Genomic DNA, 24501 nt, shown 5'->3' on the forward strand with positions numbered 1-24501 from the left:
CCCTACACTTGTTAATGCTAAGTAGTTAAAGAATCGTGGCATAATCGTAACCGCAACAATAGCCTAGCAGTATAGTAAAAAAGCGTTTGCTCATACTTGCTGGCGACGGCCATTACGAAACACATAACTGTCCTCATAAAATTCAGGATTGGCATTGTCAGCCCAAAAATGAGGTACACCTAGTATCGGCAATGGTGAAAGGTTGCGCGGGGTAATATCATCCTGCGATAATAGCTGATGCATATGTTCAGCCAGCTTGTTATCGATAGACGCCAAACGGTCTGGTAATGACAAGGTAAAAAAATCAGGCGCAACCTTGATTACCACGCTATGCGCACATAATGGTTTACGCGGTTGTATCAGCTGCTCAAGTAATGCATGGCCAAAAATATAAACCGCCGCCTGTGTATCCTCATTTGGCTGGCGCGGGTTTTCCCAGTTGTCGCGCGGTGACACTAAGCTTGCTTGCCAATCAAACTTAATTAACGCCTTACCAATGTGAGGCTCAGAGGTTACCAATATCGCTCCATTTTCATCAAACACCGTAACCGTATCGCGTACACGCCCGCGACTCTCACTAATTCCTTGCTCAGCAATTTGGCACATATGATGATAGTTCAACAGTGCCTTAGTCTTAGGAAAAGTCAGCCAAATACTGCCATTAAATAAATCATGCAAGTTATCACGGGTAGGAATATTGCCCGTTGACGCGATAAAGCTTTCATAAGCCTCGCCATCTGGCAATGCGTCTTGGGAGACAAATATTAGAGCGTGAGCTTGATTATTTTGGGTCGGTTTGGTTTGAGATGGCGATTTTTTATTCTGCTGAGTTATAGCTGTATTTAACAGCTCAGCGATGATAGCGGTGCTATGATTAAAATTATCTTTAAAATTAGCGTCTTCCCCATCTGAACGTTGCGCCTGACTACTTAAATTCTCTACCGTTTGACTGAGATAATCTAATTGGCTGAGATGACACAGCCACGGTGCTTGCCAGTTAATAGCGGCAAAGCTTGAATCCAATGAATCGGTAGCAGAGGGTGATATTTTAGGCAATAGAGCGTGAGCAGTCATGATGAGAATCTCTATGGTACGTGTGGCTTATATTATGCGAAACGCGATGAGTTTGGCGTGGTAGCTCATGGTATCATAGGGCGCTTTTTTACCGCTAGGGCGACCCTTCTATGGCGAATTTTAATACCCACTTAAATGGCGCATTTTCGGTAAGTGGCATGATGGGCTTAACCGTTTATAAAGCCGGTCTGTTGAATGACTCAGGGTTTTTAATATGCGTGGCGCTCGGTACGATAGGCGGACTGCTGCCTGATCTAGACTCTGATAACTCGACCCCGATTAAATTGGGCTTTAATATTGCGTCCTTTATTTTTGCCTTTGGACTGGTGATGCATTGGCGCAGTGAGCTAAGCTTACTGGCCTTAATAGCGCTCTGGCTGGCGGGCTATGGTTTTATGCGTTATGTGGTCTTTCAGATATTTACCAGCATGACTGTGCATCGCGGCGTTATTCACTCGGTCCCCTACATGGCGATATTGGGGCTTGGACTGACGTATTTAAGCTATTATGTAGTGCACAATCCGCTAACGGCCAGCTGGTTTTACGGTCTATTTTTATTTGGTGGCGCGATGGTACATTTGCTATTAGATGAGATGTACAGCGTGAATCTATCAGGGATGACCATGAAGCGCTCGTCCGGTACGGCGATGAAGTTTTATCAACATAAAGACCGCTGGTGGTATCTAATATTGTATGCGCTGCTGGCTTTACTGGTATTCTCCGCCCCACCTTTTGCACCGTTTTGGGAACAGCTGCGCGATCCTGCCCCTTGGGCAAAGCTCAAAGTCGGCATGCTGCCTACCTTTATAAAAAATTTGTTATCTTGAAAGTATTATTGATTAATCATTAGAGTACCCTATGCCACTTTCTATAAAAAATTGCCCTTGCCAAATTAATCCATCATTAGCCACAATAAGCACACCATTAGCTTATAAAGACTGCTGTCAGCCTTATCATAACGATATTGATAAAGTTGAAGGCGTTCAAGCTGAGAGCGCTGAACGTTTGATGCGCACTCGTTATAGCGCGTTTGTATTGGTAAAGGCGGATTATATCGTCAAGACCACTGTGCCCGCGCAGCAGGCTTTGCTTGATATCAATGCTATTGAAACATGGGCAAAGGAAACGGATTGGGCAGGGTTAGAGATCGTGCAACACACGCCAAAACTTGGTAAGCGTCATGCTCAAGTTGAGTTTAAGGCTTATTACGTGACATCAGAGGGAACGCAGTCACACCATGAGCTGTCTACCTTTGTAAAGATAACGGACAAGTCTGCTTCTGAAAACAAAGAACGCTGGTACTTCCTTGACCCAACGGTATCGATGTCGGTGAGCCAAAAACAGCCATGTATCTGTGGGTCTGGGGAGAAGTTTAAACGCTGTTGTGGGGTTTTTTTGGCTTAGTTTCTCTCATATATTAGCGTTTCTCTCTCAAATTATGAGCTTGCTTATAATCTTATATTAAAAAAATATATTTTAATATCATATAGTTATAAAAAATAAGATTATCTTTCTCTCTCAAACTATTCATTTTTCTCTCTCTTTTCTCTCACTTCTTTCTCATTTTTTAACCCACTTAGAGTTTCGCCCTGCCCCGATATTTTCTATTCTATCTACTTTCCGGAGCTTAGTTAATAAATGTCCTACTTTAGTGACTTTCTGCTTGTCATTGAGTATTTCACTAAGTTTAGGAAGCAGCAAATTATCAATCTCTGGTCTAGTAGCGTGGCTGTATCTATCTATGTAGTCCAGAATAAGTTGCATATAAAAAGTATCATCTTGAGTGCGGTTGCGTATATATTTCGCTTTTTTATTAGTTGCTTCCGCAACTGAAGAGGAGACATAATAATTAGGTCGTCGTCCTTCTATCAAGCTCTTACGTTTTAGCTCTTCCGCCATATTCTTAGAAATACTTTGTCTTTTTTGAACTCTATCTAAAGCTATAATTTCTATTAATGACAAGTCTGTTTTTTTTATTAAAAGCTTACTATAGGCAGGGTCAACGATATCACCATAGATTGTCAAATTTACGGCTGATGCAGTTAGATCATAATCAGGAAGTGGCAAATAGCGCTTTGCCTGTTTTTCATACATTTCATGAATGCCATAACCCATCGTGTCAATCATATTTAGCTCTACCATCGCTTGTGCTAATTTTAGATTACGATACTTTTTTGGACGTTTATCATAAGTTATATAATCTGTAGGCTTACCCTCGAAAAAACTGCCTTCACTTTCAAAAATCAATCTATCTATTTTTTTGGATACAATAATTCTAGAATGCTTAGTGTAGTCTTGATGAGCAATACAGTTATGCAACGCTTCTAACACAACGCGCTGATTATATTTATCGATTTCAATAGGGATTAGTTGGTCATCAGGTAAAATCCGTATTTGAAAATTACGTATTTTTTGATAAAGTTGCGTCGATGTCAGTAGAAAAGGTGGATGAAAATGTTCATAAGCTCGCGCTCTCGCCTCTAAGCTCCATACCATAGATGCCGGATGAGGTGAAAGGAGATAAGCCGACTCTGCTTTGCCAAGTAATAAAAGTATGGCTCTAGTAACTTTACCATTTTCAGTTAATCTGGCTTTATTTAAAAAGTCTATATCATTTAATTTAAGTATGGTTTCACTATCAAAGCTTTGTACTCTTTTTTCCATTTTTCTAGCAAAATTCTGCTTTGCTTTTTCTACTGCTTCTGAGTCCAAGTCACTAATAGTGGCTTCCGGTATAATTTTAGTGGCTTCCGGTATAATTTGTGCTGACCAATCTACCTATTTCTCTTGCTGATTTATTTCATTCAGCTTATCTAAACCTAATGCGACTAAACTTTCACCTGCTCTAGCATAATAATGCCCATTATAAGATACTGGCGAACCTTTAGGAGCTGCCGGTATTTGGAACATAACAACCTTACCCGTAGGGTGAGACGCTTCAAATATATTCCGAAATGTAATTTTAGGCTGTGTCATTTGAATAACTTAATAACTTACTCCTTGTATTTTTTCAGATACTCCAGACTTATAGTCTGTACCAATGACTTTGCGACTTTTATCATCAATGCCAAATACTAGCCAGCCGAATTCATGCGCGCGTAGATTAGCCTCATTGGCTATCGCAGAAAAATACTTACCAATGTCCGATAATGAGAACTCTTTTTTGCCGCGTTTAAATTCAACAACTTCGTTTTCCCAATCATCAATAAGGCTGTCTAGTAACTCCAAAAGCTCGTCATGACTCATATCCACTCCTAAATACTCGCCCCAACTGCCCGCGCAATCGCAACCCCTTCATCAATAGTCAAAAACTTCCGCTGGCTTGGACTGTCTTTATACAGCACCTCACCATCTTGGAATATTAGACACTCATTGACGGCCAGCTGTTGCCACTTTTCATTGTCAGTCAACGGAACCGTTACCAATATCGTGACTTTGTCTGTATCTGTGGTCACATCGCCAAAGTTAATCGCTAGGTCATTATCTGCTAATTTTGCTTCACCAAACGGCGCTTGGCGAGTGAGATAAAACAGTAAACTACCCGCATAGGCCAATTGCCATCTGCCATTCGATATCAGACAATTAAAGAGACCATTCGCGGACAGATAACGACATTGAGTGGTCAAAAAGTTAAACAACGTTTGGTCATCAGGGCGAGACTTAAAGCTACTTTTGAGTCGATTAACTAAGTAACAAAACGCCATCTCAGAGTCCGTTGAGCCAACTGGCTGGCAGTGCGAGGCATTACCGTTGTCTTGCAAGCGCTGACAGCGTTTAATAAACTCGCTATTCATCTGGCCGTTATGGGCAAACACCCACTGCTCGCCCCACACTTCACGGACAAAGGGATGGGTATTTGCTAAGCAGTTCTGACCTTGAGTCGCTTTACGAATATGGGCGATGACATTTATCGCTTTGATAGGATAATTATTTACTAAGTCGGCAACTGGGGACAGATGACTGGGGCGATTGTCATGAAACAAGCGCAGACCGGTTGCAGCATTGTTGTCCGTATTGTTTTTACCAGTGCAGTCACTACGCTCAAAAAATGCAATGCCAAAACCATCTTCGTGACTGTCCGTCATACCGCCGCGCCGACGAAATCCGGCAAAGCTAAAACCGATATCCGTTGGGGTATTACAGTTCATTCCTAAGAGTTGACACATCTATGTTTTACCGCCTTTATTAATAGTACCGCCGTTATTGTTGCTTTTGGCTTGGTTTGTCTGAGCATCAGAAATGCTATCGAAGTCTGCATCGGTCATCTCATCTAGCAATGCTGCGCCATCGGTAGTAAGACTATCGGTGTCAATGCTATTCAAAATAAGCTTTGCTTGTGCTAAATCTGTGTCTTGTACCCATAGGACTGCCCCTGAGTTCATTCCAGGGAGACCGCTCAGAGCTTGTATCGACACGGTAATGTTGTTGTTTCTAAGTAGATTGGCATGCAGCTCACCTTGCATGTTGGTATCGTAGCGTACTAATTTGTGCCAGTTATCGACTTGGTTGGTCATGAGGTCCCCTTTAGGAATTAAAGAATAAATAGTTTAGCAATAGAAAGAATGCTTATGACAGTTGATCTAGGGTGTATTTTTTGATTTCAAATTTACTGTCATCATTTAAATGCTCTTGAGCTTGCGTCGCACTGCTAAAAACACCTTTTATTTGGCTGTCTGCCTTATCAGTATCTAGCAATACGAAGACCACATTTTGCGCTTTTTCGACATGCGACCAATGGTAAGCGGCCAATCGTTTCATCAGGTCAGGATTTTTGACCATGATATTATCGCCAGTACGTCCTTCAGTACGGTTATAGTGAATAACGTTGAGACGTAGTAGCCAGAATATCACAGCAGCTTTTGCCAGCATCACTGGCAATGCTTTCTTTTCATCTTCTCTAAGCGCTCTTTTTGACTCATAACCTTGCAAAAATACTGCCATTTTACTGCGGTCAAAATCGACCGATTCGCCTTGTTCAGCGTCGCCCCACGTGGTACAAAAATCATTAATAGTAATCGCTATGTCCATCAAATAATGATCGACACTGACTTCAGTAAAGTCTAACAGACCCGTAAGACGCTCGTTGCCTTTTTGGCTGTTATTTAATGGTAAGTCCCACAAAGTATTGTCCGCAAACATATCTAAATGACACAGTCCTTTTGGCAGTGTTGCCAGTGGCAAGTCAGTATAAGACTGCCAAATATCGCTCATCAGCTTGGCTTCATCGCTTGGCATAAACTGCATTTCGCGATCACGTACTTCCGCCCACGGATACAGTGGTACGCCATACTTTTCGGCAGGTTGCAGTTCTTGTAATGTTGCATGCAATACCGCCAGCGACGCGCCTATCTCATGACACATGCTTTGGGTGGTTTGCTCAGGATGTGTGCCTGCCAGACACGGCACTACCGTAATCGCTTTGTCTTCATAGTGAATGACATAGCGTTTATCATCACTCAAATTATTGTCGTTATCAGCACGTGACTCAATACCTGAATCAAGCAGTGCCAGCGGTGCCGCAACCGGTAATTTGCCATTTAACTTATTTAAAATGACCGCCATTTTTCCAATATCAGCAGGGGGACGCTCTTCAAATAAAGTAAATACATAAGAGTGCTCGCCATCGCTATCATCAGTCGTTTGAATAAACCAGTTAGAGTTTTTGATCCCTTGGGTAATAGGAATGGCACGGGAAAATTGGACACCAAAACTTTGACAAAATGCGGCAAACTGATCATCGGTTAACTGGGTATAGACGGACATGACAACTCACTTATGACGATTAAATAAAAAATTAAATAAAGTTAGATTGGGACAAATTTAAACGGTGATAGCAACAATCACATCACTAATGAAAGAACTTTGATAAAAAGCGTATTAATCTTGCGAAAATATGCCTGATATGGCGGTGATTTTGCTAGACTAGCGCTTACGAAAGAATTGATTATAAGGTGAAAGTCCCTATGTTAGCAAAGCGTATCATTCCTTGCTTGGACGTTGATAATGGTCGCGTGGTTAAAGGCGTGCAATTTGTCGATATTAAAGATGCTGGCGATCCAGTTGAAGTGGCAAGACGCTACAACGAACAAGGTGCCGATGAGATTACCTTTTTGGACATTACGGCCACCAATGATGATCGCGATACCACTTATCATACCGTTGAACGTATGGCAGAGACGGTATTCGTGCCGCTAACGGTCGGCGGCGGCGTGCGTAAAATAGCTGATATTCGTAACCTGCTCAATGCGGGTGCGGACAAAGTCGCTATTAATTCAGCAGCCGTATTTACGCCTGAATTTGTTGGCGAAGCGGCACAGAAATTTGGCAATCAATGTATTGTCGTGGCCATTGATGCCAAGCGCGTGGTTGATATTAACGTTGATGGCATCATAGTGCCACGTTGGGAGATTTTCACCCACGGTGGACGCAAACCAACCGGCATTGATGCGGTCGCTTGGGCGATCAAAATGGCCGAGCTGGGTGCTGGTGAGCTATTGGTCACCTCGATGGATGGTGATGGCACCAAAAAAGGCTACGATTTAGCCTTGATGCGACAGATTACCAGTCAAGTGAATGTGCCCGTCATTGCCTCTGGTGGCGTGGGCAACCTACAACATTTAGTCGATGGCGTACTTGAAGGTGGCGTGGATGCGGTGCTTGCAGCTAGTATTTTTCACTTTGGTGAGCATACCGTTCTTGAGGCAAAGCAATACATGGCAGCGCAAGGAATACAAATGCGTCTGTAAAAAAATGCTATTATAGTACTAACTATTTATATTCATTTGTCTGATTTTAGTATATCAATAAAACCTATTATTCAACTCAATTAAAAATCTAATTATTCACAGGATACTCCAATGTCAAATTTACAACAGCAGCGCAATGACGTCACCCATATCGATGGCAATCTACATCAAAATGAAGACGCCCGCATCGGTATCGTGGTCGGTCGTTTTAATGGTTTTGTAGTCGAGTCCTTAGTTGATGGTGCTATTGATGCCCTACTTCGTCACGGCGTACTAGGTAGTAATATTACCGTTATCCGCGTCCCTGGTGCGTTTGAGTTGCCACTCGTTGCCCAACGTGCTGCTGAGGCCGATCGTTTTGACGCCATTATTGCCTTAGGTGCCATTATCCGTGGTAGCACGCCGCACTTTGATTTTGTCGCAAGCGAATCAGCAAAAGGCTTAAGCAGTGTCGCCATTGATTATAATATTCCCGTTGCTAATGGCGTCTTGACGACTGACAGCATTGAGCAAGCTATTGAACGCGCAGGTACCAAGGCGGGTAATAAAGGCTCTGAAGCCGCGATGGTCGTGCTCGAGATGATTGCGGTTTTATCGCAATTAGATATTGACGATAGTAGTGACAGTGTTTAAATGGGCTTAATTTAACTTTGCTTAATTTATATAAGCTATTTAGTTTAAGATTTTATCCAGCGCTGTAGCTCATGCTTGCAGCGCTTAAGCATTACTAAGCGGCTGTCAAAATTCATCAGCCGTTTATAGTTTAACTTTTTCGTCGCATTTTTTACGAACTCTTTTTAAAACACTATTTTAAAATTCAGGTATTGACCCTCTATGACTGACCAACTCAAGCGCGCCATTAGCGCTGCGAAAACCGCAGAAAGCAATTCTGAACAAGCTGAATCTATCGGTACAGCAAGCAGCAGTGCGGGTGACCAACACTTCGATATGAGTGAGTCTTCTTATAAGACCAGTCACACCGCTATCCGTAAGGCGCGACGATTTGCCATGCAAGGCTTGTATGAATGGCTCGTCACTGACCACCGCTTCGATACCAGTGGTAAGCTCGGTTGGAAAGCCAATGCTCCGCATGATATCACAGCACGTACGCGCGCAACTAACGCTATGCATACGGTACATATTGGCTACTACCATGAAATGATGCATGACATTCCAGAGCAGATTGAAACGCTGAATGCGCTTATCAGCCAGCATCTGGACCGTGAAATCGATAAACTGGATACGGTTGAGCACGCCATCTTGCTTATCGGTACTTATGAGCTGCAAAACCGCTTAGAAATTCCTTATAAAGTGGTGCTTGATGAAGCGATGAAACTGAATAATCACTTTGGCGCAACGGATGCTCATAAATTGATTAATGCGGTATTAGACAGAATAGCAGTTGAGCTACGCGACGTTGAAGTACAAGCCGATACCAAAGCCAACCTACGTACCTCGCAAAAAACGGCTACCAAGCAGGCAAATGTAAAAAATGATGTGACTCAAGTGGACACTAGTGAAAATGTAGCTGAAACTGACGACACGGCAACCGCTTCAACAAAACCCCGTATCAGTGCTAATAATGCTAGCGTCAAACGTAACCGTCCTAATAAAGCCAATGCTGGAATGAGCATTAAAGCAGCCGTTGAAAACAGCAAAGCTAAAGAAGAAAGCGCTAAATCAATTGCTTCTGATAAGGCAGATGGTGTTGTTGATGCCACTGTGGATGATATAAGTACTGATGACGTTGCCGTTGATAATGAAGCTGTTAATAACGACTCTGTTAACGAGAATGCGGTTGTCGATAACGACACTACGGCTACTGATGCTACGGTCAGTACTTATGTAAATACTGATACTGACAACGTTGAAGCTTCGCCAGAATCAGAAAGCAGTATTGTTGAAAATGAGGTGTCAAATACCAGCGCTACAGCTAGTGTTGAAACAAGTGATTCAGATTCAGCCAGTGTCGAAACTAATAGCTCTGAAATAACTGATATTGAAGTAGCTGACCCTGAAACAGACAGCTCTCAAATAGAAGATAGCGCTACAGACAGCACGGTTTCAGATACTACTGATGCAAAAAGCAAAGACTAGCCATGACTGAGTTCGAGCTGATTGAGAAAATATTCTGCCAGTTGCAAGCGGATAATTCGTTAGCCGCTAGTAGCAAAAAAGGTAGCAAAAAAGGTATCGAAAAAGGTATCGGTGATGATGCGGCAGTGATGGCCCTGCCAGCTGGGTCACGCTTGGTTAGCTGTATTGATACCTTAGTGCAAGGTCGGCACTTTAGCGCTGATTGGGTGCAAGTACAGCATCTGGCGTTTACGATTGGTTATAAAGCAGTGGCGGTCAACGTCTCAGACCTTGCTGCTATGGGCGCCACGCCACACAGTATCTTGCTAGCATTAGCATTACCTGAGCGTCTGGCGAACAAATCATGGTTGACTGAATTTGCTAAAGGTTTATTCCACGCCTGCCAGTTATTTGGTGTGACCCTTATCGGTGGCGATACTACCCGTAATGACAGCCTGATACTAAGTGTCAGCGCCCAAGGATTCCTTGCCGTAGACACGCCAGCGGTATACCGCTCCGGGGCACAGGTTGGTGATAAAATCTATGTGTCAGGGTCGCTTGGTGATGCCGCTTACGCTTTGCAGCATCCTGATAATGATGTTGGTGTGGAGCTGGCGCATCGATTGCATATGCCGACGCCACGTGTCCAGCTAGGTATCGCATTAGCACAAATTGGTGCGACCGCAATGATTGATATCTCTGATGGTCTTTATCAAGATTTGGGTCATATTTGTCAGCAAAGTAATGTCAGTATGCGTCTTAACCTTGAGCTGTTGCCAAGTAGTGTACCCTTATCAAGGGTCGATTTGTCTGAACGGTTACTGTGCCAATTAACGGGTGGTGACGATTATGAACTGGCATTTACGTTACCTGCCAATATCACCGCGCCCACCAGTAATACTTCGATAAGTTGTATTGGTGAAGTTATTGCAGTAGCAAATGTGATTCATTCTACTGAAGCTGTTTCTACAGATACTGACTTTAATAAGACTATAGCATCGCCGCGTCCTGAACTGTTTTATCAAGATCAAGCAGTAACACCAAGCCAACCCTCGCCTTTTACCACGTGGCCGACTCTGACGGGTTACCAACATTTTGCAGGTTAACCCATGACTGAAGACTTATCTAAGCCTGATATTAGCAAAGCTAATGACTGCCCGCCCTTGCCTGCGCATGCCAGTGCGCTTGACCGTATTATTTATTGGTTGGGTATTGGATTGGGTAGCGGATTACCGCGCCGAGCGCCGGGAACTTGGGGTACGGTTGGCGGTTTAATAGTCGCCATACCACTGATGAGCTTAGGCTTCGTGCCGTTTTTAATCATTACTCTCCTGTCTTGTGTGATTGGTATTTGGATATGCGGTCGTACCTCTGATCTAATGCAAGGTCACGATGATCCGCATATCGTTTGGGATGAATGGGCTGGCATATGGATCACTCTACTGCCCTTTTCTTATATGGGCGTTTCTTCAGCAAACTACTGGCAAGATGTATCGCAGACTCTATCACTCATTGCGATCGTTATCGCCTTTATGTTGTTCCGCTTTTTTGACATTATCAAGCCACCACCCATTAGCTGGGCAGATAAAAAAGTCGCTGGCGGTCTAGGTATTATGCTTGATGATATCATCGCCGGTATTATGGCAGCAGCAGTTTGGATTGTAGTTATATTAGGCATGCTGTTGTAAGCGACAACGAAGTGTATGGCTAATAGTTAGTAATAAGCTAGAGTTACAAAGCTCACACTGCTTACCATTTTTATTCAACAAACATTTGCGCTATAATTAAAGATTGTATTTTGTTACATTTATAGAATTATCTTTTAGGAATGCTATGACCTCTTCTCTTTCTGTGATTATTCTGGCGGCCGGTAAAGGCACGCGTATGCAATCGGCTAAGCCAAAAGTGCTACAGACACTAGCTGGCAAGTCTTTACTTGGTCACGTATTAGACACCTGTCATCAGCTTACTGTAGATGAAACTATTGTAGTGCACGGTTTTGGCGGAGAGCAAGTCCAGACGGTGATTACTAATCAGTATGCGCATCTCTCAATTACTTGGGTGGCTCAAACTGAGCAATTAGGTACGGGGCATGCGGTAAAAGTTGCCCTCGCCCAATTGCCAAAGGACGGTCAAAGTCTAATTTTATACGGTGATGTGCCGCTAGTTAGCTCTTGTACTTTGACTAAATTGCAGACTGCCAATAATGAGGGTATGTCGATGTTAACCTTAACGGTAGATAATCCTTTTGGACTGGGACGCATTAAACGTGATCGAGCCGGCAATATCGAAGCCATCGTTGAGCAAAAAGATGCCAGCAGTGATGAGCAAAAAATCCAAGAGATTAATAGTGGTATTTACTGCGTTGATAACGCACTACTCCATAAATATTTGCCAAAACTGTCTAATGACAATGCTCAGCAAGAATATTATCTAACCGATATTGTCAAAATGGCAGTGGCTGACGGTATTAATATTGCGGCTATTGAGCCTGAGCATACGTTTGAGATTGAAGGTGTGAATAACCGCCAACAGCTTGCGAGCTTAGAGCGGTCATGGCAAGGTAAATTGGTACAGGATTTACAAGTAGCCGGCGTACAGTTTGCTGATCCTACCCGCGTTGACATTCGCGGTACTTTGACTGCTGGGCAGGACGTATTTGTCGATGTCGGTGTGGTGTTCGAAGGCGACTGTACATTGGGCGATAACGTCTATATCGAAGCAGGCTGTATTATTAAAAACGCTCAAATCGGTAATGCTTGTCATCTAAAACCTTATTGCGTTGTCGATCAAGCCCAAATCGGTGCTGGTGTTGATATTGGTCCTTTTGCCCATTTGCGTCCTGGCACAGTTTTGGCGGACAGCAGTCGTGTTGGTAACTTTGTCGAGATTAAGAAATCAACGATTGGTCACGGCAGCAAGGTCAACCATTTGAGTTATATAGGTGATGCCACCATTGGCACGAACGTAAATGTTGGTGCAGGCGTGATCACTTGTAATTATGACGGCGTGAATAAATCGCAAACTGTCATTAACGATAACGCCTTTGTGGGCTCAAATGTCAGTCTAGTGGCACCAGTGACGATTGGTAGTACAGCAACAGTCGCTGCCGGCTCGGTAATTACCGATGATGTTGATGCTGATGCCTTAGCTCTTGGGCGCGCACGGCAAGTACAAAAGACCAACTTTCAACGTCCGACTAAAAAGTCTAAATAATAAAGTAAAGTTAAAAACAAAGTCAAAAGCTTTTAAATAACCTTAAGCAGCGCGGCAATAACTTTGTGGTGCTGCTTAATAGTATCTTGGGTAGCCGTTACTTTACTCACTCATTTCATAAAAACATTATTTGATAACAGTTTTTACGCGACTCTCAACTTAATATGGGCTATCGTAGGCTGGCGCTTTTAGCCCAGTCAATCGTAACAATTTGCCAAAAACGCTGGGCTAAAGCCACAGCCTACGCCAAAAATTATGATAGTTGAGAGTGGGGTAGTTTTTATAACAATATAGTTAATTTAAGGAATCACTATGTGCGGAATTGTAGGCGCAGTTGCTGAGCGTAATATCGCTAATATCTTACTTGAAGGCTTAAAGCGCTTGGAATATCGAGGCTATGATTCCGCTGGTCTGACCATCATCCGTGATGGTGAGTTGCATCGTGAACGCCAAGTAGGCAAAGTAAAAGAATTGGTTGATGCGGTAGCCGTAAACCCAGAATTTTTTGACGGTCATATTGGTATTGCCCATACGCGCTGGGCGACTCATGGCGAGCCAGCACAGCGTAATGCCCACCCACACGTTTCAGGCAAGATTGCCGTGGTACACAACGGTATTGTCGAAAACTACGCTGAACTTAAAGAAGAATTAATGGCAAAGGGTTATGAATTTACCTCAGAGACCGACACTGAGGTAGTTGCGCATCTGATTAATGACCTTTATCAACAAACGCCAGACTTATTAGAAGCCGTTCGCGCTGTTATTCCACTTTTACATGGCGCGTTTGCACTAGGCATTGTCCATGTGGATAGTCCAGAAGAGCTGATCACGTTACGTCTAGGCTCGCCATTAGTAATCGGCGTGGGCATCGGCGAGAACTTTATTGCTTCAGATCAATTGGCGCTATTACCAGTGACCAACCGTTTCATGTATCTAGAAGAAGGCGATATTGCTAAGATCACTCGCAATAGCATCACGGTCTACGCTGATGGTATAGAAGTTAGCCGACAAATCCACGAGATTGATGCCAAACAGCACAACGCTGACAAGGGCGAGTATAAGCATTATATGCTCAAAGAAATCTACGAGCAGCCCGACGCAGTCGCACGAACGCTTGAGATGGCCATTGATAGTGCTGATACTTCTACGCTTCGTAAAGACTTTTTAGAGCGTCATGAAGCGCAGTTAGCAGGTATTCGCCATGTACAAATAATTGCTTGTGGTACCAGTTATCATGCCGGCATGGTCGCTAAATACTGGTTTGAGAATCTTACACGCATGCCTTGCTCTGTTGAGGTGGCCAGTGAGTTCCGCTATCGCAACCCTGTGGTGGTCGATAACTCATTAGTGATTTGCATTTCTCAATCTGGTGAAACGGCCGATACTTTATCGGCGCTACGTGACACCCAAAAACATACCCCAGCAGGCCTAGTAAGCTTGGCACTATGTAATGTACCAACCTCATCATTGGTACGCGAAACCGATATTTTCTTACCTACGCTTGCGGGTCCTGAGATTGGTGTGGCTTCAACCAAAGCCTTTACCACTCAGCTTGCGGCTCTCATGCTATTGATACTAAAAGTTGGCGTTGTTCAGCAGCGTATGACTGGTGAACGCTTAACCACATTGCTTGGCGAGCTACAACAGCTGCCCGGCCAGCTCTACGCCAGCTTAAACCTTGATACACGTATTAAAGAGATGAGCGAGCATTTTGAAGATAAAAAAAGCTGCCTGTTCTTAGGTCGTGGTCTACAATTCCCGATTGCCTTAGAAGGCGCGTTAAAGCTTAAAGAAATCTCTTATATTCATGCTGAAGGTTACGCTGCTGGCGAGCTTAAGCATGGCCCATTAGCTTTGGTTGATAAGGACATGCCTATCGTGGTGCTGGCACCTAAAGACAGTATGTTTGACAAGCTAAAAGCCAATATGCAAGAGGTACACGCGCGCCATGGTGAGCTATTTATCTTTGCTAGTGAGTCCAGCAAGATGCTCGCTGAGGAGCGTATGCATGTGGTTTATGTGCCTGATGTTTGTGAGACCCTAGCGCCTATCGTTTATAGTGTGCCGGTACAACTATTGTCTTATCATGTTGCCGTCATGCGCGGTACTGATGTTGATCAGCCTCGTAACTTGGCCAAGAGTGTCACCGTCGAATAATTTATTATTTAAATAAGCTGACACGTGTAGGCGAGTAATTACCCATCATACTAAGTCATTACTTATCATACTCACTGCTGGATACCTTGCTAATAAAGGATATGAGAAACCCCAGTCTGATATAAGCTTGCTTTAGTATGATAGGTAATTTTAATTAGGTGGAATACCACCTAATTAAATCAATCACTTACGAAGCAGTGAGTATGACTGCTAATTACTCTCGTACAATAGCCGTAGGGCCTATGATCATGGGACTTAAAACCACTTTCATCAAGATAGATAATAGGACGGTTTTGCTTCTCAAACTGAGCTAATGAGTCGTTGAACTGTTGCCGTTTGTCCTCATCAGCTTTCGGGTGTTTGAGTGATGTTGATACGCTTGAGCGCTTTACCTATACCTCTTGCTGTGCAGTTAAAACGCTGTGCTCTCTCATACTGATAAGCATCTGGATAGGTAGCCACGTCTTGCTTCAATGCCTCATCATCAATCTTGGTGGGCTTACGGTAGTAAGGCTTCTTTGGGACATCCTTTTTCCAGTCTTGGGCAACACGACGTACCGTTTGCCCTGCTGCAATCTTGCTTAATACGAGTTGTCGAAAATCAGTTGAGTATGTCATCTAGGTATTGTAATTCTTTTTTGGTTTATTGACTATAATATTCGAGATTTTAAAAAGCCACCTGATCAGATGGCTTTTTTTGTTCAAAAATCCACACTAACAATCACTTAAATCCGACTCAAATTTCACTTAACATAAAATATCTTATAGGAACAATTAGCGATTTTTGGGATCTAACCACAATTTGTGATTGTATGATTCTCACCTACGGGTAAAAAGACTTGCGTTAAAACACCCCAATGCTACTCAACAATTACTTGCTGGTAATTGATGCGCAAATTTGGCACCAATTTTTGCCGTAATAAAACTAGCAATCGAAATACACAAAAAACCAGTAAAATGTACAAAGCCTATTGCCCCGTAAGGTAAGTTTTCTACATTTTTTCCAAACCATGCAAAACCTAGAGCGCCAGCCAGTGCAATCGGTAGACCACATACCGCTGCTGTACCTACTGACTGTTTCATTGGTAGCCCCGCCCAATTCAAAAATGGTACGGTCAAACTACCACCGCCAATACCAAAAATAGATGAGGCCAAACCTATGCTGGTACCAGCACCAAATTGAGTACTGGCAGACGGTGGTGGTTTACTGACTTGTTCTTTATTAGAAATAAATAACATTTTAGCTGCAACTAACAATGCACCAACGCCGATAATGGCTTGCAATACCTTGCCATCAATCGATTCAGCAACGCCCGCCCCAATTAGACTACCGATTATCAGACCAGGAGCCATACTACGCCAAACGCCCCAACGTACGCCGCCACGCTTATTATGTGCAGTAAGTGAACTGATTGAGGTTACGATAATTGTCGCTAAAGAAGTGCCAATAGCTAAATGTGTTATTACGTCAGGAGAGAAATCATAGGCGGTAAAGACCCACACTAAGATTGGTACAATAATCAGGCCTCCACCGACACCAAATAAGCCTGCAAATACTCCCGCGAATGCACCCGCAATAACAAACCACACATATAACATCGTTGGATTCACCTTTTATTATGCTTTCAACTAAAATTTTAGCTATTTTTTAGTATCCACTCTAGTAAACCATCTGAATTTCGGAAGTCATCCCAACTCCGACAAGGCAGATGAGGCATTAAATTATTTATCATCTTAGATAAGGCATTGCCTGGACCTATTTCAATAATCATACTTGGTTGATATTCTTTAATATTTTCCATACACGCATACCAGTCTAGTGAATGATCAATTTGACTTGAGAGAATATGCAAACCTTGATTGGTATTATTATATTTTATGCCGTCAGTCGCACTGATAATAGGAATTTGCATCGCCGGTAACGTTATTGAATCGGTGTATTCACGAAATTTTTCTGCCGCTTTTTGCATCATTTTAGTATGTGAGGGGACGGACACTTTGAGCAGTTGAGTATTTCGCGCCCCTAGTGATTGTGCTAATTTATCAGCCTGACTCAAGTTATCTGTATGTCCCCCTATAATAAATTGGTCTTCATTGATTTTAATGGATAAATAAGTATCAGTTTCTAGGAGTAGATTTTTCAGTTCCCTATTATGCAGTCCTTGTATGGCTAATAACCCACTAGATTCTGAGACTTCCTCTTCCATGAATTTAGCTCTATGATTAATTAGCGTTAATCCCGCTTCAAAATCTAATTGACTGCTATAGCAAAAAGCATTTATCTCTCCTAAAGAATATCCAGCAAAAGCGATTGGTTTTTCAATCAATTTACGAAGTTGTTGCCACCGATAATACTGCAAGGTATAAATAAAGGGTTGCGCGACTTTATTGTTGAATAACGTCTCGTTGTCAAAAGCATTGTCAAAATCGTTCGCGAATAGCTCCGGCAGCACAGTTTTTAGCAGTGACTGTTCATGTTCGCTGGTAACCTTCAATACTTCATCTATATGCCGTTGACTTTGTAAACCTTGTCCACTAAACAGGATTATTAAATTCATTTTCAACCTTATAAAAGAAAATCGTAACCGCCAGCAAATCCGCACTACCACCAGGGCTGAGATTACGGTGAATGAAATATTGATTAACCATACTTACTGCTTGACGCCAATTTGGTTGATGGACGCCCCCTGCCTGTAAAAACTGTTTTGCCACCATTTGGGCATCCGTTAAATCTGTCATACCGCCGCGCCAAACAAGGTTAGTGTCTGATAATGCAGATATCAAAGTCATTAAAGTTTGCATGGCTGCTTTTTCAAAATCTTGGGTACGATAAAAAGTATCATAAAAACAAGGCAAGGCTATGTTCTGAATGATTTGGAAACCATTAGAAACCATTTCAATTGCCCCAGTTACGCCATATTTTTTATACATTTGCTGCCCATGACTGTCTGCTTTGCGTTCAAGACTATGCGTTAAGTCATACTGCCAGCTATGGACGATTTGTGCACAAATATTTTGAGTAGTTAATGGCTCATTATTTTGTAAACATTTACCGATCGCCGCACTTGCAAAACCTAAGTTAAATATAGCCCCTTTATGAGTATTAATATTATTAGTGGCTTTACGCATTTTTACTTCTTGGTAAATGCCCTTATTTTTTAAATCATCGAACGGTCTATTTTCGTAGCCGAATTCGCTTAGCGTGGCAAAATACTCTCTCAAAGAAGTGATACTCGCCATAAAAGTATCGTAATTCATATCTGAGTGGCTACCGTTGCCTGAAGGACAAACCAGTCCCGGTTTATTCTCAAGATTTAATTCATCATATAAAGCATCAAGTGCGAAATCATCGATTTGCTGCCAAATAGCTTGTTTAGAAGATAAGGTTTCATTGGTAGGTTCTAAGAAAGTATTCACACTCATAGGTATTCCATCCTAGTAATACATCTATTGTTTGCAGCTCAACCTCATAAATCGTTTTGACTACCACGGTCGGTATATCAGATATCAAGGCGTGGATTAGCTCATTAAACGACACATCGTTATGGCTATTTAATCTGACTTCCCCATCAATTCTTAAATCGACTTTAGACTTGGCAAACTGCTTAAAAGCCTCAATCTCTACCAATATCTTTGCTAGCATATTCATATTATTGACTACTATTAGAATATCTAAGTCTGAAGTAGGATTTACAAAAGGCAAATTGGTAAAATACTGATTAGCAAAGGAGCCATAGGCATAGACGTCAGCACTTAAATCATGGCATTGATTGACAAAGTATTGAGTCTGTTGTTGAATATCCTTCGGTAGTCTGGGGACTAAACGCTCAAGTGCTAAAGGCAAAGTGATAACCTTCGGAGGAGTAGATAACTGTAGTGCCAGCCTATATTTACAGTTATTTTCGATATGACTCGTCGCTACTTTTGATAAGTGCTGAGTACTTTGTCGGCAGACTGTGAAGGGCTGTTGAGCCACAATCATGTTATCAACAGCTTGAATAACAAATAAGGGTAGAGAAGCATTTAACATCGTAAATGCTTCTTCTGGTTGTAAGTAGACTAAATCATGACGATGCATGCAAATCACCTATCTGTCTATATTAGTAACAGATCTATCAATAAAAGATCTATCAATATTAATAAAAAACCTCTCAATAAAAAGCTAGATTTAAGTGCTTAGAACCGCCTCTACAATCTCATTGCATAGCAAACGACCGTCTCTTTTTTTAGCAACATCGCGACGATTATCTGTCAAAAAATCATCAAGATGGCTTTGTTGTGACTCAATCGCATTTGCTACCAGATGTTCGTCAAGCTCTACCCATATGTCATCAACCGCACCCATTTTATAAAAATTCTTGACACCGGGGGCAAAAATTGATGACGTCTGTGATAAAGATTGCAGCTTCTCTAGCGGTATCTTAGTGACCCTTGACATGGCATTTAAATCCATGACTTTGACTTGGCTGGATTGGAGCGCAAATATCTGATTGGCCATAAGGCCGTAAGATAAGAATCCACCACTCACCGCTTCACCCAAAATAATAGCCAAATTAGGGTGCTCGCTACGTCTCAGTAAATCGACACAAGCGGCCAAATGAGCAAAGGTTCTATTCAAACATAACAGCTCATCGGCTCGAGACGAATCCTGTCCTTGGGTATCCACTATAAAAACAATCGGAGTTTTTTTACCTTGGGCGATGACCTTTAAGACTTCATTGGCGAGGGTCATTGCAATAGCATGATTAATGGCAGCGGAATCGACCGTGCCTATAATTTCGACCCTACCCATTTTCGTTTCTGCACTGCCTCGTATGACCCAGTTATCAATATGATACTCAAGTTGATTGGGAAATAATTCTGCTAAAATAGTTTGTGTTTGCATGATATTATCCTTTTTTAATCGCTTTAACCTGTTCAGCGCTAAGCATAGAAATAGAATCAGGATCTTTTATGTTCATGGCTTGCCAAATTGATAAGCTGTCTTTTTCGCCAAACCATTGATCATACTGTTGTTGCAAGCCGTCTTGCTGTTGCTGTAAATAATTCAAATCTAAATTATCGACTGGTAGCTGCAATGCAGCAACGATTTCTTGAGTAATGTCATCAACATCATCTTCGACTAACACTTGAACATGACCGAGCAAATAGCGAGTTTTACCACCTGTCACTCGCCAGACTAACGCTCTATCTTTAGAATCAAACTCTTCAACGCCTTTGAGTGTTTCAATAACTTCGGGGCCTGAAAGCGCCAAACGACCTTCTTCTGTCATAATAATATGTGTGCTCAAACAAGCACTGATACCCATGCCACCAAATGCCCCATTTGTACCACCAATAACGGTAATAATCGGTATGCCGGCATTACGTACTTTTAGCATCGCCCGCATAATTTCAGAAATGGTAATTAAACCGGCATTGGCTTCATGCAAACGTACGCCACCTGAATCCACAAAAAACACAATGGCTTTCGGTTTTTCTTCTATGGCTTTGAGTAAAATACCAACGATTTTTGCGCCATGCATTTCACCCACAGCGCCACCCATAAACCGACCTTCTTGAGCGATAATGTAGACAAAATCATCCTTAATGGTTGCCTTACCAATAATCACTCCATCATCAAAACTGCCTGTAATGTCTAACGAGGCCAGGTTCGGGCTAGTGGGAATACTGCCCGGTTTAAGAATTTCCACAAAGCTATTCTTGTCCACAATACTGGCTATTCGATTGCGAGCAGTCTTTTCATAAAAACTCTTTTGAATGTATGAATTATTCATGTGCTTCACCTTCTAAGATGTCGATCGCTTGGCTTAGGCGCAAACTCACTACGGCAGGTGTGGCACCCATATCGTTAATATCAAACTGTAGGCCACCTACTGCATAACGATCAACAAATTCTTGTATAACCGCTTCCCAAATGTGATCAAAGCCAGTCACTGACGTATTGATAACAAATTTGCTATGTTCGCTATCGGTTAGAGAAGAGACCAATATCTCTAGATTGCCCGAACCGACCACGCCACAAATGACTTCTTTCATCGTCACATCGACTGGTTGTGAAGTAAATTTAAAATTAAGTATGTTCATGGTTATATCCTTAGCAGTATTTTTACCAGTTTCTAAAACGACTTGGGGGAGCATAAGTGCCGTTCGACCATCTGACTAAATCTTTAACAGATTTTGCCGCCAATAAGTCTCTGTTGGCTTTTGAGATGTCTATGCCAAGATCCTCTGGCCGCTGGATAATCTTGCGTTGACGCAACTCTTTGACCTTTTCATGATCGCGCTGCATACCAATAGATGTGTAGCCTGCTACGCCGCGAATGGCTTGCTCTCTTTCTTCTGGAGTGCGGCATAACAATAAATTAGCGATACCCTCTTCGGTGACAATGTGCGTCACATCTTCGCCATATATCATAATAGGGGGAAAATCACTACCCATTTTTTCTTGTAGTTGCCACGCATCAAGCTCTTCAACGAAGACAGAGTTCATATTTTCGCGAAAGGTTTCTACCAACTGCACTACTAACTTACGACCTTTAATGACTCGCCCATCTGTCGCTTCTTTACCTGCTTTTAGATAGCCGTAGCTCGAATGTCGACGTCCATGGGGGTCTGAACCCATATTTGGCGCACCACCAAATCCAGCAATGCGATCTACAGTCGCGGTTGAGCTATTACCTTGCAAGTCAATTTGCAAGGTTGAACCAATGAATAAATCACAGGCGTACAATCCTGCCGTTTGACTAAACGCCCGATTAGAGCGCATATTGCCATCACTGCCCGTAAAGAATACATCAGGGCGCTCTTTAATATAGTCATCCATCCCCACTTCTGAACCAAAGCTATGGATACTTTCAACGAAGCCACTTTCGATAGCCGGTATCATAGTAGGATGAGGATTAAGTGCCCAGTTCGTACATATCTTACCTTTCAGGTTTAATTCTTCTCCATAGGTTGGTAATAACAGTTCAATTGCGGCGGTATTAAAGCCAATACCATGATTCAGACGCTTAATTTGATAGGGCGCATAAATACCTTTAATAACCATCATAGCCATCAATATTTGTACGTCAGTAATCTGAGCGGGGTCACGAGTGAACAGAGGCTCAATATAATTGGGCTTAGGCGCAACAATAAAAAAGTCTACCCAATCTGCAGGAATATCTACTCGAGGAACGTTATCTACTAACTCATTCACTTGCGCGATGACAATACCGCTTTTAAATGCCGTCGCTTCTACAATAGCTGGCGTATCTTCTGTGTTTGGTCCTGTATATAGATTGCCATTAGCATCTGCAGAATGTGCGGTAATTAAACAGACATTTGGCGTTAAATCAATAAAATATCTACCATATAACTCTAGGTAAGTATGAATTGAGCCAATATGAATTTTTTGTTGTTGAACCAGATTAGCTAATCTTAAAGCTTGAGGGCCAGAAAAGGAAAAGTCCACTTTACTGGCAATACCTTTTTCAAATATATCAATATGGCTGGGCAGCGCTAATACTGATTGCAGAATATGCAGATCATTCAGTACTTCAGGATTGCACTGAGATAGACATTCAGATAAAAAATCAGCTTGTTTTTGATTGTTACCTTCTATGCAGACTTTATCCTCACAGACAATTACTGTTTCAAGTAACTCAATCGCTCTATCATTTGGGACTAATTTATCTAACCCTTTAGCTTTTGCGGCATTCAGTTTTGTAAGCCGTCTAGTTTTCTGTGTATTCCATACTTTTTTGCCAGTATTCGCTTTCATAAGATTTCCTTTATCTGCTTATCAAAAAAAGACATTTAGAGTCAAGAAAAATATAGATGGCGCTAATAAAGCTCCTAACCCTGTATAGAAAGTGGCTACCAATGCTCCATATGGAACCAGTCTTACATCGGTACCTGCCAATCCAGCTGCTACGCCACTAGTCGTACCCACTAGACCACCAAAAATCATGGCTGAACGTGGACTTCTAAGATGCATAAATTTGGCAAGTAGAGGTGTGGAAACCATGAAAAACACTGATTTAATCAAACCTATTGCAATTGATAAAGCAATTACCTCAGAGCTTGCCCCAACGGCAGTACCTGTAATAGGCCCCACAATATAGGTCATTGCCCCTGCACCAATGGTGGTCATAGAGACAGCATCTTTATAGCCTAATGTCCATGCAACACCCGCCCCTACCACAAATGGTATGAAGCAACCCAGTAACAAGGCAATAATACCAATTTTCCCAGCACGTTTTATTTCTTTAACGTCTACCTCAAAGGCAGTCGATGAAATTGCAAGATCCCGAAGCATTGATCCGCCTAAAAGAGTAAATCCCGAAAATAGTTCTATATCAGAAATACCCTCGCTGCCATTTGTATATAGACCTGCAAAATAGGCAGCAATCAAACCAAGTGTGATAGCAATTGCGGATGATTGTAGTTTGTTATTAGTTAGATACTTGGATAGTATTTGAGAGAAAAGCATCACAAGACCTGTTACTGCAATGGCAGTCACAAAGGCATTTTTAGTGAGCGTCTGTATAATTAAGTCCATTTAATTACTCCATTTCGCGATTGAATTAGTGGTGTCGGTTCTCATATATCATTAATAATATTGATGAAACACTCATAATTGGTCACGAGGCTCTTCAGTATCATCCCAGGTAAAAGTATCGTAATCATTATCCATACTGTTGAGCCAACGTACGACAAAGACAGTTGCAGTAAGCGCAATAACAGAGACAACAGCTGCTACCATTCCACCAGATAGTGCAGCGACTACGTTTTGTCCTGCAGCCATAGCAACAACGATAGGGATATACATACCTGCCCAGTATAGAACACCAAACTGGGTAGACTTAGGGAGATAGCCTTTTTTAGCAAGCAGTTCTTTACCAACAATTAGTAGAATCATTGCGATAGCTACACCACCGATATTGGCTTCAACACCTAATATTTTTCCTAACAGTCCACCGAGGAAAACCCCGAGCAAATAACTAACTGCTAATAAAGCAGTACCATATATGATCATAATAACCTTCCTTGATTATAGTTAAATTCCCTTTAATGACGCCTGATTTAGCAAGGAAACTCAGTGTTATTTATCTTTTTTAATACCTCAGTACTACATCGCCTATAATAGAAATCCTGTCTTTTAGAGCGATGCTATTACCTAGTTATTTGATATAATATAAATCAATTGTTTGTAAAGCGCAATACAATTGTATTTATTAAACATGTA

General features: G+C 42.1%; 27 protein-coding genes. 9 read left to right on the forward strand and 18 right to left on the reverse strand.

Annotated elements, in window-relative coordinates; genetic code table 11:
• Positions 1 to 90: 90 nt before the first annotated feature.
• A complete protein-coding gene (locus U1P77_RS10620) occupies positions 91 to 1074 on the reverse strand; it encodes a DUF3025 domain-containing protein (protein WP_321154964.1) in 984 nt (327 codons plus the stop codon).
• Positions 1075 to 1184: 110 nt separating this feature from the next.
• Here U1P77_RS10620 and U1P77_RS10625 point away from each other — a divergent pair, with 110 nt between their 5' ends.
• Together U1P77_RS10625 and U1P77_RS10630 are read left to right on the forward strand one after the other, a co-directional pair.
• Positions 1185 to 1901, forward strand: a complete 717-nt coding sequence (locus U1P77_RS10625) for a metal-dependent hydrolase (RefSeq protein ID WP_321154965.1) — start codon at positions 1185 to 1187, stop codon at positions 1899 to 1901.
• A 31-nt stretch (positions 1902 to 1932) separates the two neighbouring features.
• Positions 1933 to 2478, forward strand: a complete 546-nt coding sequence (locus U1P77_RS10630; RefSeq protein WP_321154966.1) for a YchJ family protein — start codon at positions 1933 to 1935, stop codon at positions 2476 to 2478.
• A gap of 156 nt (positions 2479 to 2634) precedes the next feature.
• On the opposite strand, the gene U1P77_RS10635 is transcribed toward U1P77_RS10630, so the two are convergent.
• The 6 genes from U1P77_RS10635 to U1P77_RS10660 form a co-directional block, all read right to left on the reverse strand.
• Positions 2635 to 3786 (reverse strand): ATP-binding protein, encoded by a 1152-nt coding sequence (locus tag U1P77_RS10635; RefSeq protein ID WP_321154967.1) that lies wholly within the window; start codon positions 3784 to 3786, stop codon positions 2635 to 2637.
• A 66-nt stretch (positions 3787 to 3852) separates the two neighbouring features.
• Positions 3853 to 4050 carry a hypothetical protein gene (locus tag U1P77_RS10640; protein ID WP_321154968.1) on the reverse strand — a complete coding sequence of 66 codons (198 nt, stop codon included), beginning with the start codon at positions 4048 to 4050 and terminating at the stop codon, positions 3853 to 3855.
• Between the two features lie 9 nt (positions 4051 to 4059).
• Entirely contained in the window at positions 4060 to 4320 is a 261-nt protein-coding gene (locus tag U1P77_RS10645; protein ID WP_321154969.1) for an ATP-binding protein, read from the reverse strand.
• A gap of 8 nt (positions 4321 to 4328) precedes the next feature.
• The gene (locus U1P77_RS10650) at positions 4329 to 5240 is read right to left on the reverse strand and encodes a class II glutamine amidotransferase (protein WP_321154970.1); all 912 of its coding nucleotides are present in this window, start codon (positions 5238 to 5240) and stop codon (positions 4329 to 4331) included.
• Positions 5241 to 5588 (reverse strand): putative signal transducing protein, encoded by a 348-nt coding sequence (locus U1P77_RS10655; protein ID WP_321154971.1) that lies wholly within the window; start codon positions 5586 to 5588, stop codon positions 5241 to 5243.
• A 52-nt stretch (positions 5589 to 5640) separates the two neighbouring features.
• Positions 5641 to 6837: a homoserine kinase gene (locus U1P77_RS10660; RefSeq protein ID WP_321154972.1), complete on the reverse strand. Its 1197-nt coding sequence runs from the start codon at positions 6835 to 6837 to the stop codon at positions 5641 to 5643.
• Between the two features lie 200 nt (positions 6838 to 7037).
• Here U1P77_RS10660 and hisF point away from each other — a divergent pair, with 200 nt between their 5' ends.
• The 7 genes from hisF to glmS all read left to right on the forward strand — a co-directional run bounded on the left by hisF (position 7038) and on the right by glmS (position 15269).
• On the forward strand, positions 7038 to 7820 hold the full coding sequence (hisF, locus tag U1P77_RS10665; protein ID WP_321154973.1) for an imidazole glycerol phosphate synthase subunit HisF: 783 nt from the start codon (positions 7038 to 7040) through the stop codon (positions 7818 to 7820).
• A gap of 111 nt (positions 7821 to 7931) precedes the next feature.
• A complete protein-coding gene (gene ribE, locus U1P77_RS10670) occupies positions 7932 to 8453 on the forward strand; it encodes a 6,7-dimethyl-8-ribityllumazine synthase (RefSeq protein ID WP_321154974.1) in 522 nt (173 codons plus the stop codon).
• Positions 8454 to 8654: 201 nt separating this feature from the next.
• Positions 8655 to 9917, forward strand: a complete 1263-nt coding sequence (gene nusB, locus U1P77_RS10675) for a transcription antitermination factor NusB (protein WP_321154975.1) — start codon at positions 8655 to 8657, stop codon at positions 9915 to 9917.
• Positions 9918 to 9919: 2 nt separating this feature from the next.
• Positions 9920 to 11002, forward strand: a complete 1083-nt coding sequence (thiL, locus tag U1P77_RS10680) for a thiamine-phosphate kinase (RefSeq protein ID WP_321154976.1) — start codon at positions 9920 to 9922, stop codon at positions 11000 to 11002.
• Between the two features lie 3 nt (positions 11003 to 11005).
• Positions 11006 to 11584, forward strand: coding sequence for a phosphatidylglycerophosphatase A family protein (locus U1P77_RS10685; RefSeq protein WP_321154977.1), 579 nt, complete (start codon positions 11006 to 11008; stop codon positions 11582 to 11584).
• Between the two features lie 145 nt (positions 11585 to 11729).
• Positions 11730 to 13112, forward strand: coding sequence for a bifunctional UDP-N-acetylglucosamine diphosphorylase/glucosamine-1-phosphate N-acetyltransferase GlmU (glmU, locus tag U1P77_RS10690; protein WP_321154978.1), 1383 nt, complete (start codon positions 11730 to 11732; stop codon positions 13110 to 13112).
• 312 nt (positions 13113 to 13424) lie between these two features.
• On the forward strand, positions 13425 to 15269 hold the full coding sequence (glmS, locus tag U1P77_RS10695; protein WP_321154979.1) for a glutamine--fructose-6-phosphate transaminase (isomerizing): 1845 nt from the start codon (positions 13425 to 13427) through the stop codon (positions 15267 to 15269).
• Positions 15270 to 15614: 345 nt separating this feature from the next.
• On the opposite strand, the gene U1P77_RS10700 is transcribed toward glmS, so the two are convergent.
• The 11 genes from U1P77_RS10700 to madL form a co-directional block, all read right to left on the reverse strand.
• Positions 15615 to 15887: an IS630 transposase-related protein gene (locus U1P77_RS10700; protein ID WP_321154980.1), complete on the reverse strand. Its 273-nt coding sequence runs from the start codon at positions 15885 to 15887 to the stop codon at positions 15615 to 15617.
• Between the two features lie 246 nt (positions 15888 to 16133).
• Entirely contained in the window at positions 16134 to 16868 is a 735-nt protein-coding gene (locus tag U1P77_RS10705; protein ID WP_321154981.1) for a sulfite exporter TauE/SafE family protein, read from the reverse strand.
• A 38-nt stretch (positions 16869 to 16906) separates the two neighbouring features.
• A complete protein-coding gene (mdcH, locus tag U1P77_RS10710; RefSeq protein ID WP_321154982.1) occupies positions 16907 to 17827 on the reverse strand; it encodes a malonate decarboxylase subunit epsilon in 921 nt (306 codons plus the stop codon).
• Positions 17805 to 18692, reverse strand: a complete 888-nt coding sequence (gene mdcB, locus U1P77_RS10715; protein WP_321154983.1) for a triphosphoribosyl-dephospho-CoA synthase MdcB — start codon at positions 18690 to 18692, stop codon at positions 17805 to 17807. The genes mdcH and mdcB overlap by 23 nt, the downstream gene beginning before the upstream one ends.
• Positions 18658 to 19347 carry a malonate decarboxylase holo-[acyl-carrier-protein] synthase gene (mdcG, locus tag U1P77_RS10720; protein WP_321154984.1) on the reverse strand — a complete coding sequence of 230 codons (690 nt, stop codon included), beginning with the start codon at positions 19345 to 19347 and terminating at the stop codon, positions 18658 to 18660. The genes mdcB and mdcG overlap by 35 nt, the downstream gene beginning before the upstream one ends.
• Positions 19348 to 19437: 90 nt before the next feature.
• Entirely contained in the window at positions 19438 to 20154 is a 717-nt protein-coding gene (mdcE, locus tag U1P77_RS10725) for a biotin-independent malonate decarboxylase subunit gamma (RefSeq protein ID WP_321154985.1), read from the reverse strand.
• 4 nt (positions 20155 to 20158) lie between these two features.
• Positions 20159 to 21046 (reverse strand): biotin-independent malonate decarboxylase subunit beta, encoded by an 888-nt coding sequence (locus tag U1P77_RS10730; RefSeq protein WP_321154986.1) that lies wholly within the window; start codon positions 21044 to 21046, stop codon positions 20159 to 20161.
• Complete coding sequence (mdcC, locus tag U1P77_RS10735) at positions 21039 to 21356, reverse strand: malonate decarboxylase acyl carrier protein (protein WP_321154987.1); 318 nt, start codon at positions 21354 to 21356, stop codon at positions 21039 to 21041. The genes U1P77_RS10730 and mdcC overlap by 8 nt, the downstream gene beginning before the upstream one ends.
• A 22-nt stretch (positions 21357 to 21378) precedes the next feature.
• Complete coding sequence (mdcA, locus tag U1P77_RS10740; RefSeq protein WP_321154988.1) at positions 21379 to 23034, reverse strand: malonate decarboxylase subunit alpha; 1656 nt, start codon at positions 23032 to 23034, stop codon at positions 21379 to 21381.
• 21 nt (positions 23035 to 23055) lie between these two features.
• The gene (gene madM, locus U1P77_RS10745) at positions 23056 to 23814 is read right to left on the reverse strand and encodes a malonate transporter subunit MadM (protein ID WP_321154989.1); all 759 of its coding nucleotides are present in this window, start codon (positions 23812 to 23814) and stop codon (positions 23056 to 23058) included.
• 72 nt (positions 23815 to 23886) lie between these two features.
• Positions 23887 to 24291 (reverse strand): malonate transporter subunit MadL, encoded by a 405-nt coding sequence (gene madL, locus U1P77_RS10750; RefSeq protein WP_321154990.1) that lies wholly within the window; start codon positions 24289 to 24291, stop codon positions 23887 to 23889.
• Between the last annotated feature and the right edge of the window lie 210 nt (positions 24292 to 24501).

This window comes from Psychrobacter sp. LV10R520-6 (assembly GCF_900182925.1).
Classification (GTDB): domain Bacteria; phylum Pseudomonadota; class Gammaproteobacteria; order Pseudomonadales; family Moraxellaceae; genus Psychrobacter.

Excerpts from the sequence above, each read along its gene's own strand:
- U1P77_RS10620 (WP_321154964.1), bottom strand. The coding sequence starts at position 1,074 with ATGACTGCTCACGCTCTATTGCCTAAAATATCACCCTCTGCTACCGAT.
- U1P77_RS10625 (WP_321154965.1), top strand. The coding sequence starts at position 1,185 with ATGGCGAATTTTAATACCCACTTAAATGGCGCATTTTCGGTAAGTGGC.
- U1P77_RS10630 (WP_321154966.1), top strand. The coding sequence starts at position 1,933 with ATGCCACTTTCTATAAAAAATTGCCCTTGCCAAATTAATCCATCATTA.
- U1P77_RS10640 (WP_321154968.1), bottom strand. The coding sequence starts at position 4,050 with ATGACACAGCCTAAAATTACATTTCGGAATATATTTGAAGCGTCTCAC.
- U1P77_RS10645 (WP_321154969.1), bottom strand. The coding sequence starts at position 4,320 with ATGAGTCATGACGAGCTTTTGGAGTTACTAGACAGCCTTATTGATGAT.
- U1P77_RS10650 (WP_321154970.1), bottom strand. The coding sequence starts at position 5,240 with ATGTGTCAACTCTTAGGAATGAACTGTAATACCCCAACGGATATCGGT.
- U1P77_RS10655 (WP_321154971.1), bottom strand. The coding sequence starts at position 5,588 with ATGACCAACCAAGTCGATAACTGGCACAAATTAGTACGCTACGATACC.
- U1P77_RS10660 (WP_321154972.1), bottom strand. The coding sequence starts at position 6,837 with ATGTCCGTCTATACCCAGTTAACCGATGATCAGTTTGCCGCATTTTGT.
- hisF (WP_321154973.1), top strand. The coding sequence starts at position 7,038 with ATGTTAGCAAAGCGTATCATTCCTTGCTTGGACGTTGATAATGGTCGC.
- ribE (WP_321154974.1), top strand. The coding sequence starts at position 7,932 with ATGTCAAATTTACAACAGCAGCGCAATGACGTCACCCATATCGATGGC.
- nusB (WP_321154975.1), top strand. The coding sequence starts at position 8,655 with ATGACTGACCAACTCAAGCGCGCCATTAGCGCTGCGAAAACCGCAGAA.
- thiL (WP_321154976.1), top strand. The coding sequence starts at position 9,920 with ATGACTGAGTTCGAGCTGATTGAGAAAATATTCTGCCAGTTGCAAGCG.
- U1P77_RS10685 (WP_321154977.1), top strand. The coding sequence starts at position 11,006 with ATGACTGAAGACTTATCTAAGCCTGATATTAGCAAAGCTAATGACTGC.
- glmU (WP_321154978.1), top strand. The coding sequence starts at position 11,730 with ATGACCTCTTCTCTTTCTGTGATTATTCTGGCGGCCGGTAAAGGCACG.
- glmS (WP_321154979.1), top strand. The coding sequence starts at position 13,425 with ATGTGCGGAATTGTAGGCGCAGTTGCTGAGCGTAATATCGCTAATATC.
- U1P77_RS10700 (WP_321154980.1), bottom strand. The coding sequence starts at position 15,887 with ATGACATACTCAACTGATTTTCGACAACTCGTATTAAGCAAGATTGCA.
- U1P77_RS10705 (WP_321154981.1), bottom strand. The coding sequence starts at position 16,868 with ATGTTATATGTGTGGTTTGTTATTGCGGGTGCATTCGCGGGAGTATTT.
- mdcH (WP_321154982.1), bottom strand. The coding sequence starts at position 17,827 with ATGAATTTAATAATCCTGTTTAGTGGACAAGGTTTACAAAGTCAACGG.
- mdcB (WP_321154983.1), bottom strand. The coding sequence starts at position 18,692 with ATGAGTGTGAATACTTTCTTAGAACCTACCAATGAAACCTTATCTTCT.
- mdcG (WP_321154984.1), bottom strand. The coding sequence starts at position 19,347 with ATGCATCGTCATGATTTAGTCTACTTACAACCAGAAGAAGCATTTACG.
- mdcE (WP_321154985.1), bottom strand. The coding sequence starts at position 20,154 with ATGCAAACACAAACTATTTTAGCAGAATTATTTCCCAATCAACTTGAG.
- U1P77_RS10730 (WP_321154986.1), bottom strand. The coding sequence starts at position 21,046 with ATGAATAATTCATACATTCAAAAGAGTTTTTATGAAAAGACTGCTCGC.
- mdcC (WP_321154987.1), bottom strand. The coding sequence starts at position 21,356 with ATGAACATACTTAATTTTAAATTTACTTCACAACCAGTCGATGTGACG.
- mdcA (WP_321154988.1), bottom strand. The coding sequence starts at position 23,034 with ATGAAAGCGAATACTGGCAAAAAAGTATGGAATACACAGAAAACTAGA.
- madM (WP_321154989.1), bottom strand. The coding sequence starts at position 23,814 with ATGGACTTAATTATACAGACGCTCACTAAAAATGCCTTTGTGACTGCC.
- madL (WP_321154990.1), bottom strand. The coding sequence starts at position 24,291 with ATGATCATATATGGTACTGCTTTATTAGCAGTTAGTTATTTGCTCGGG.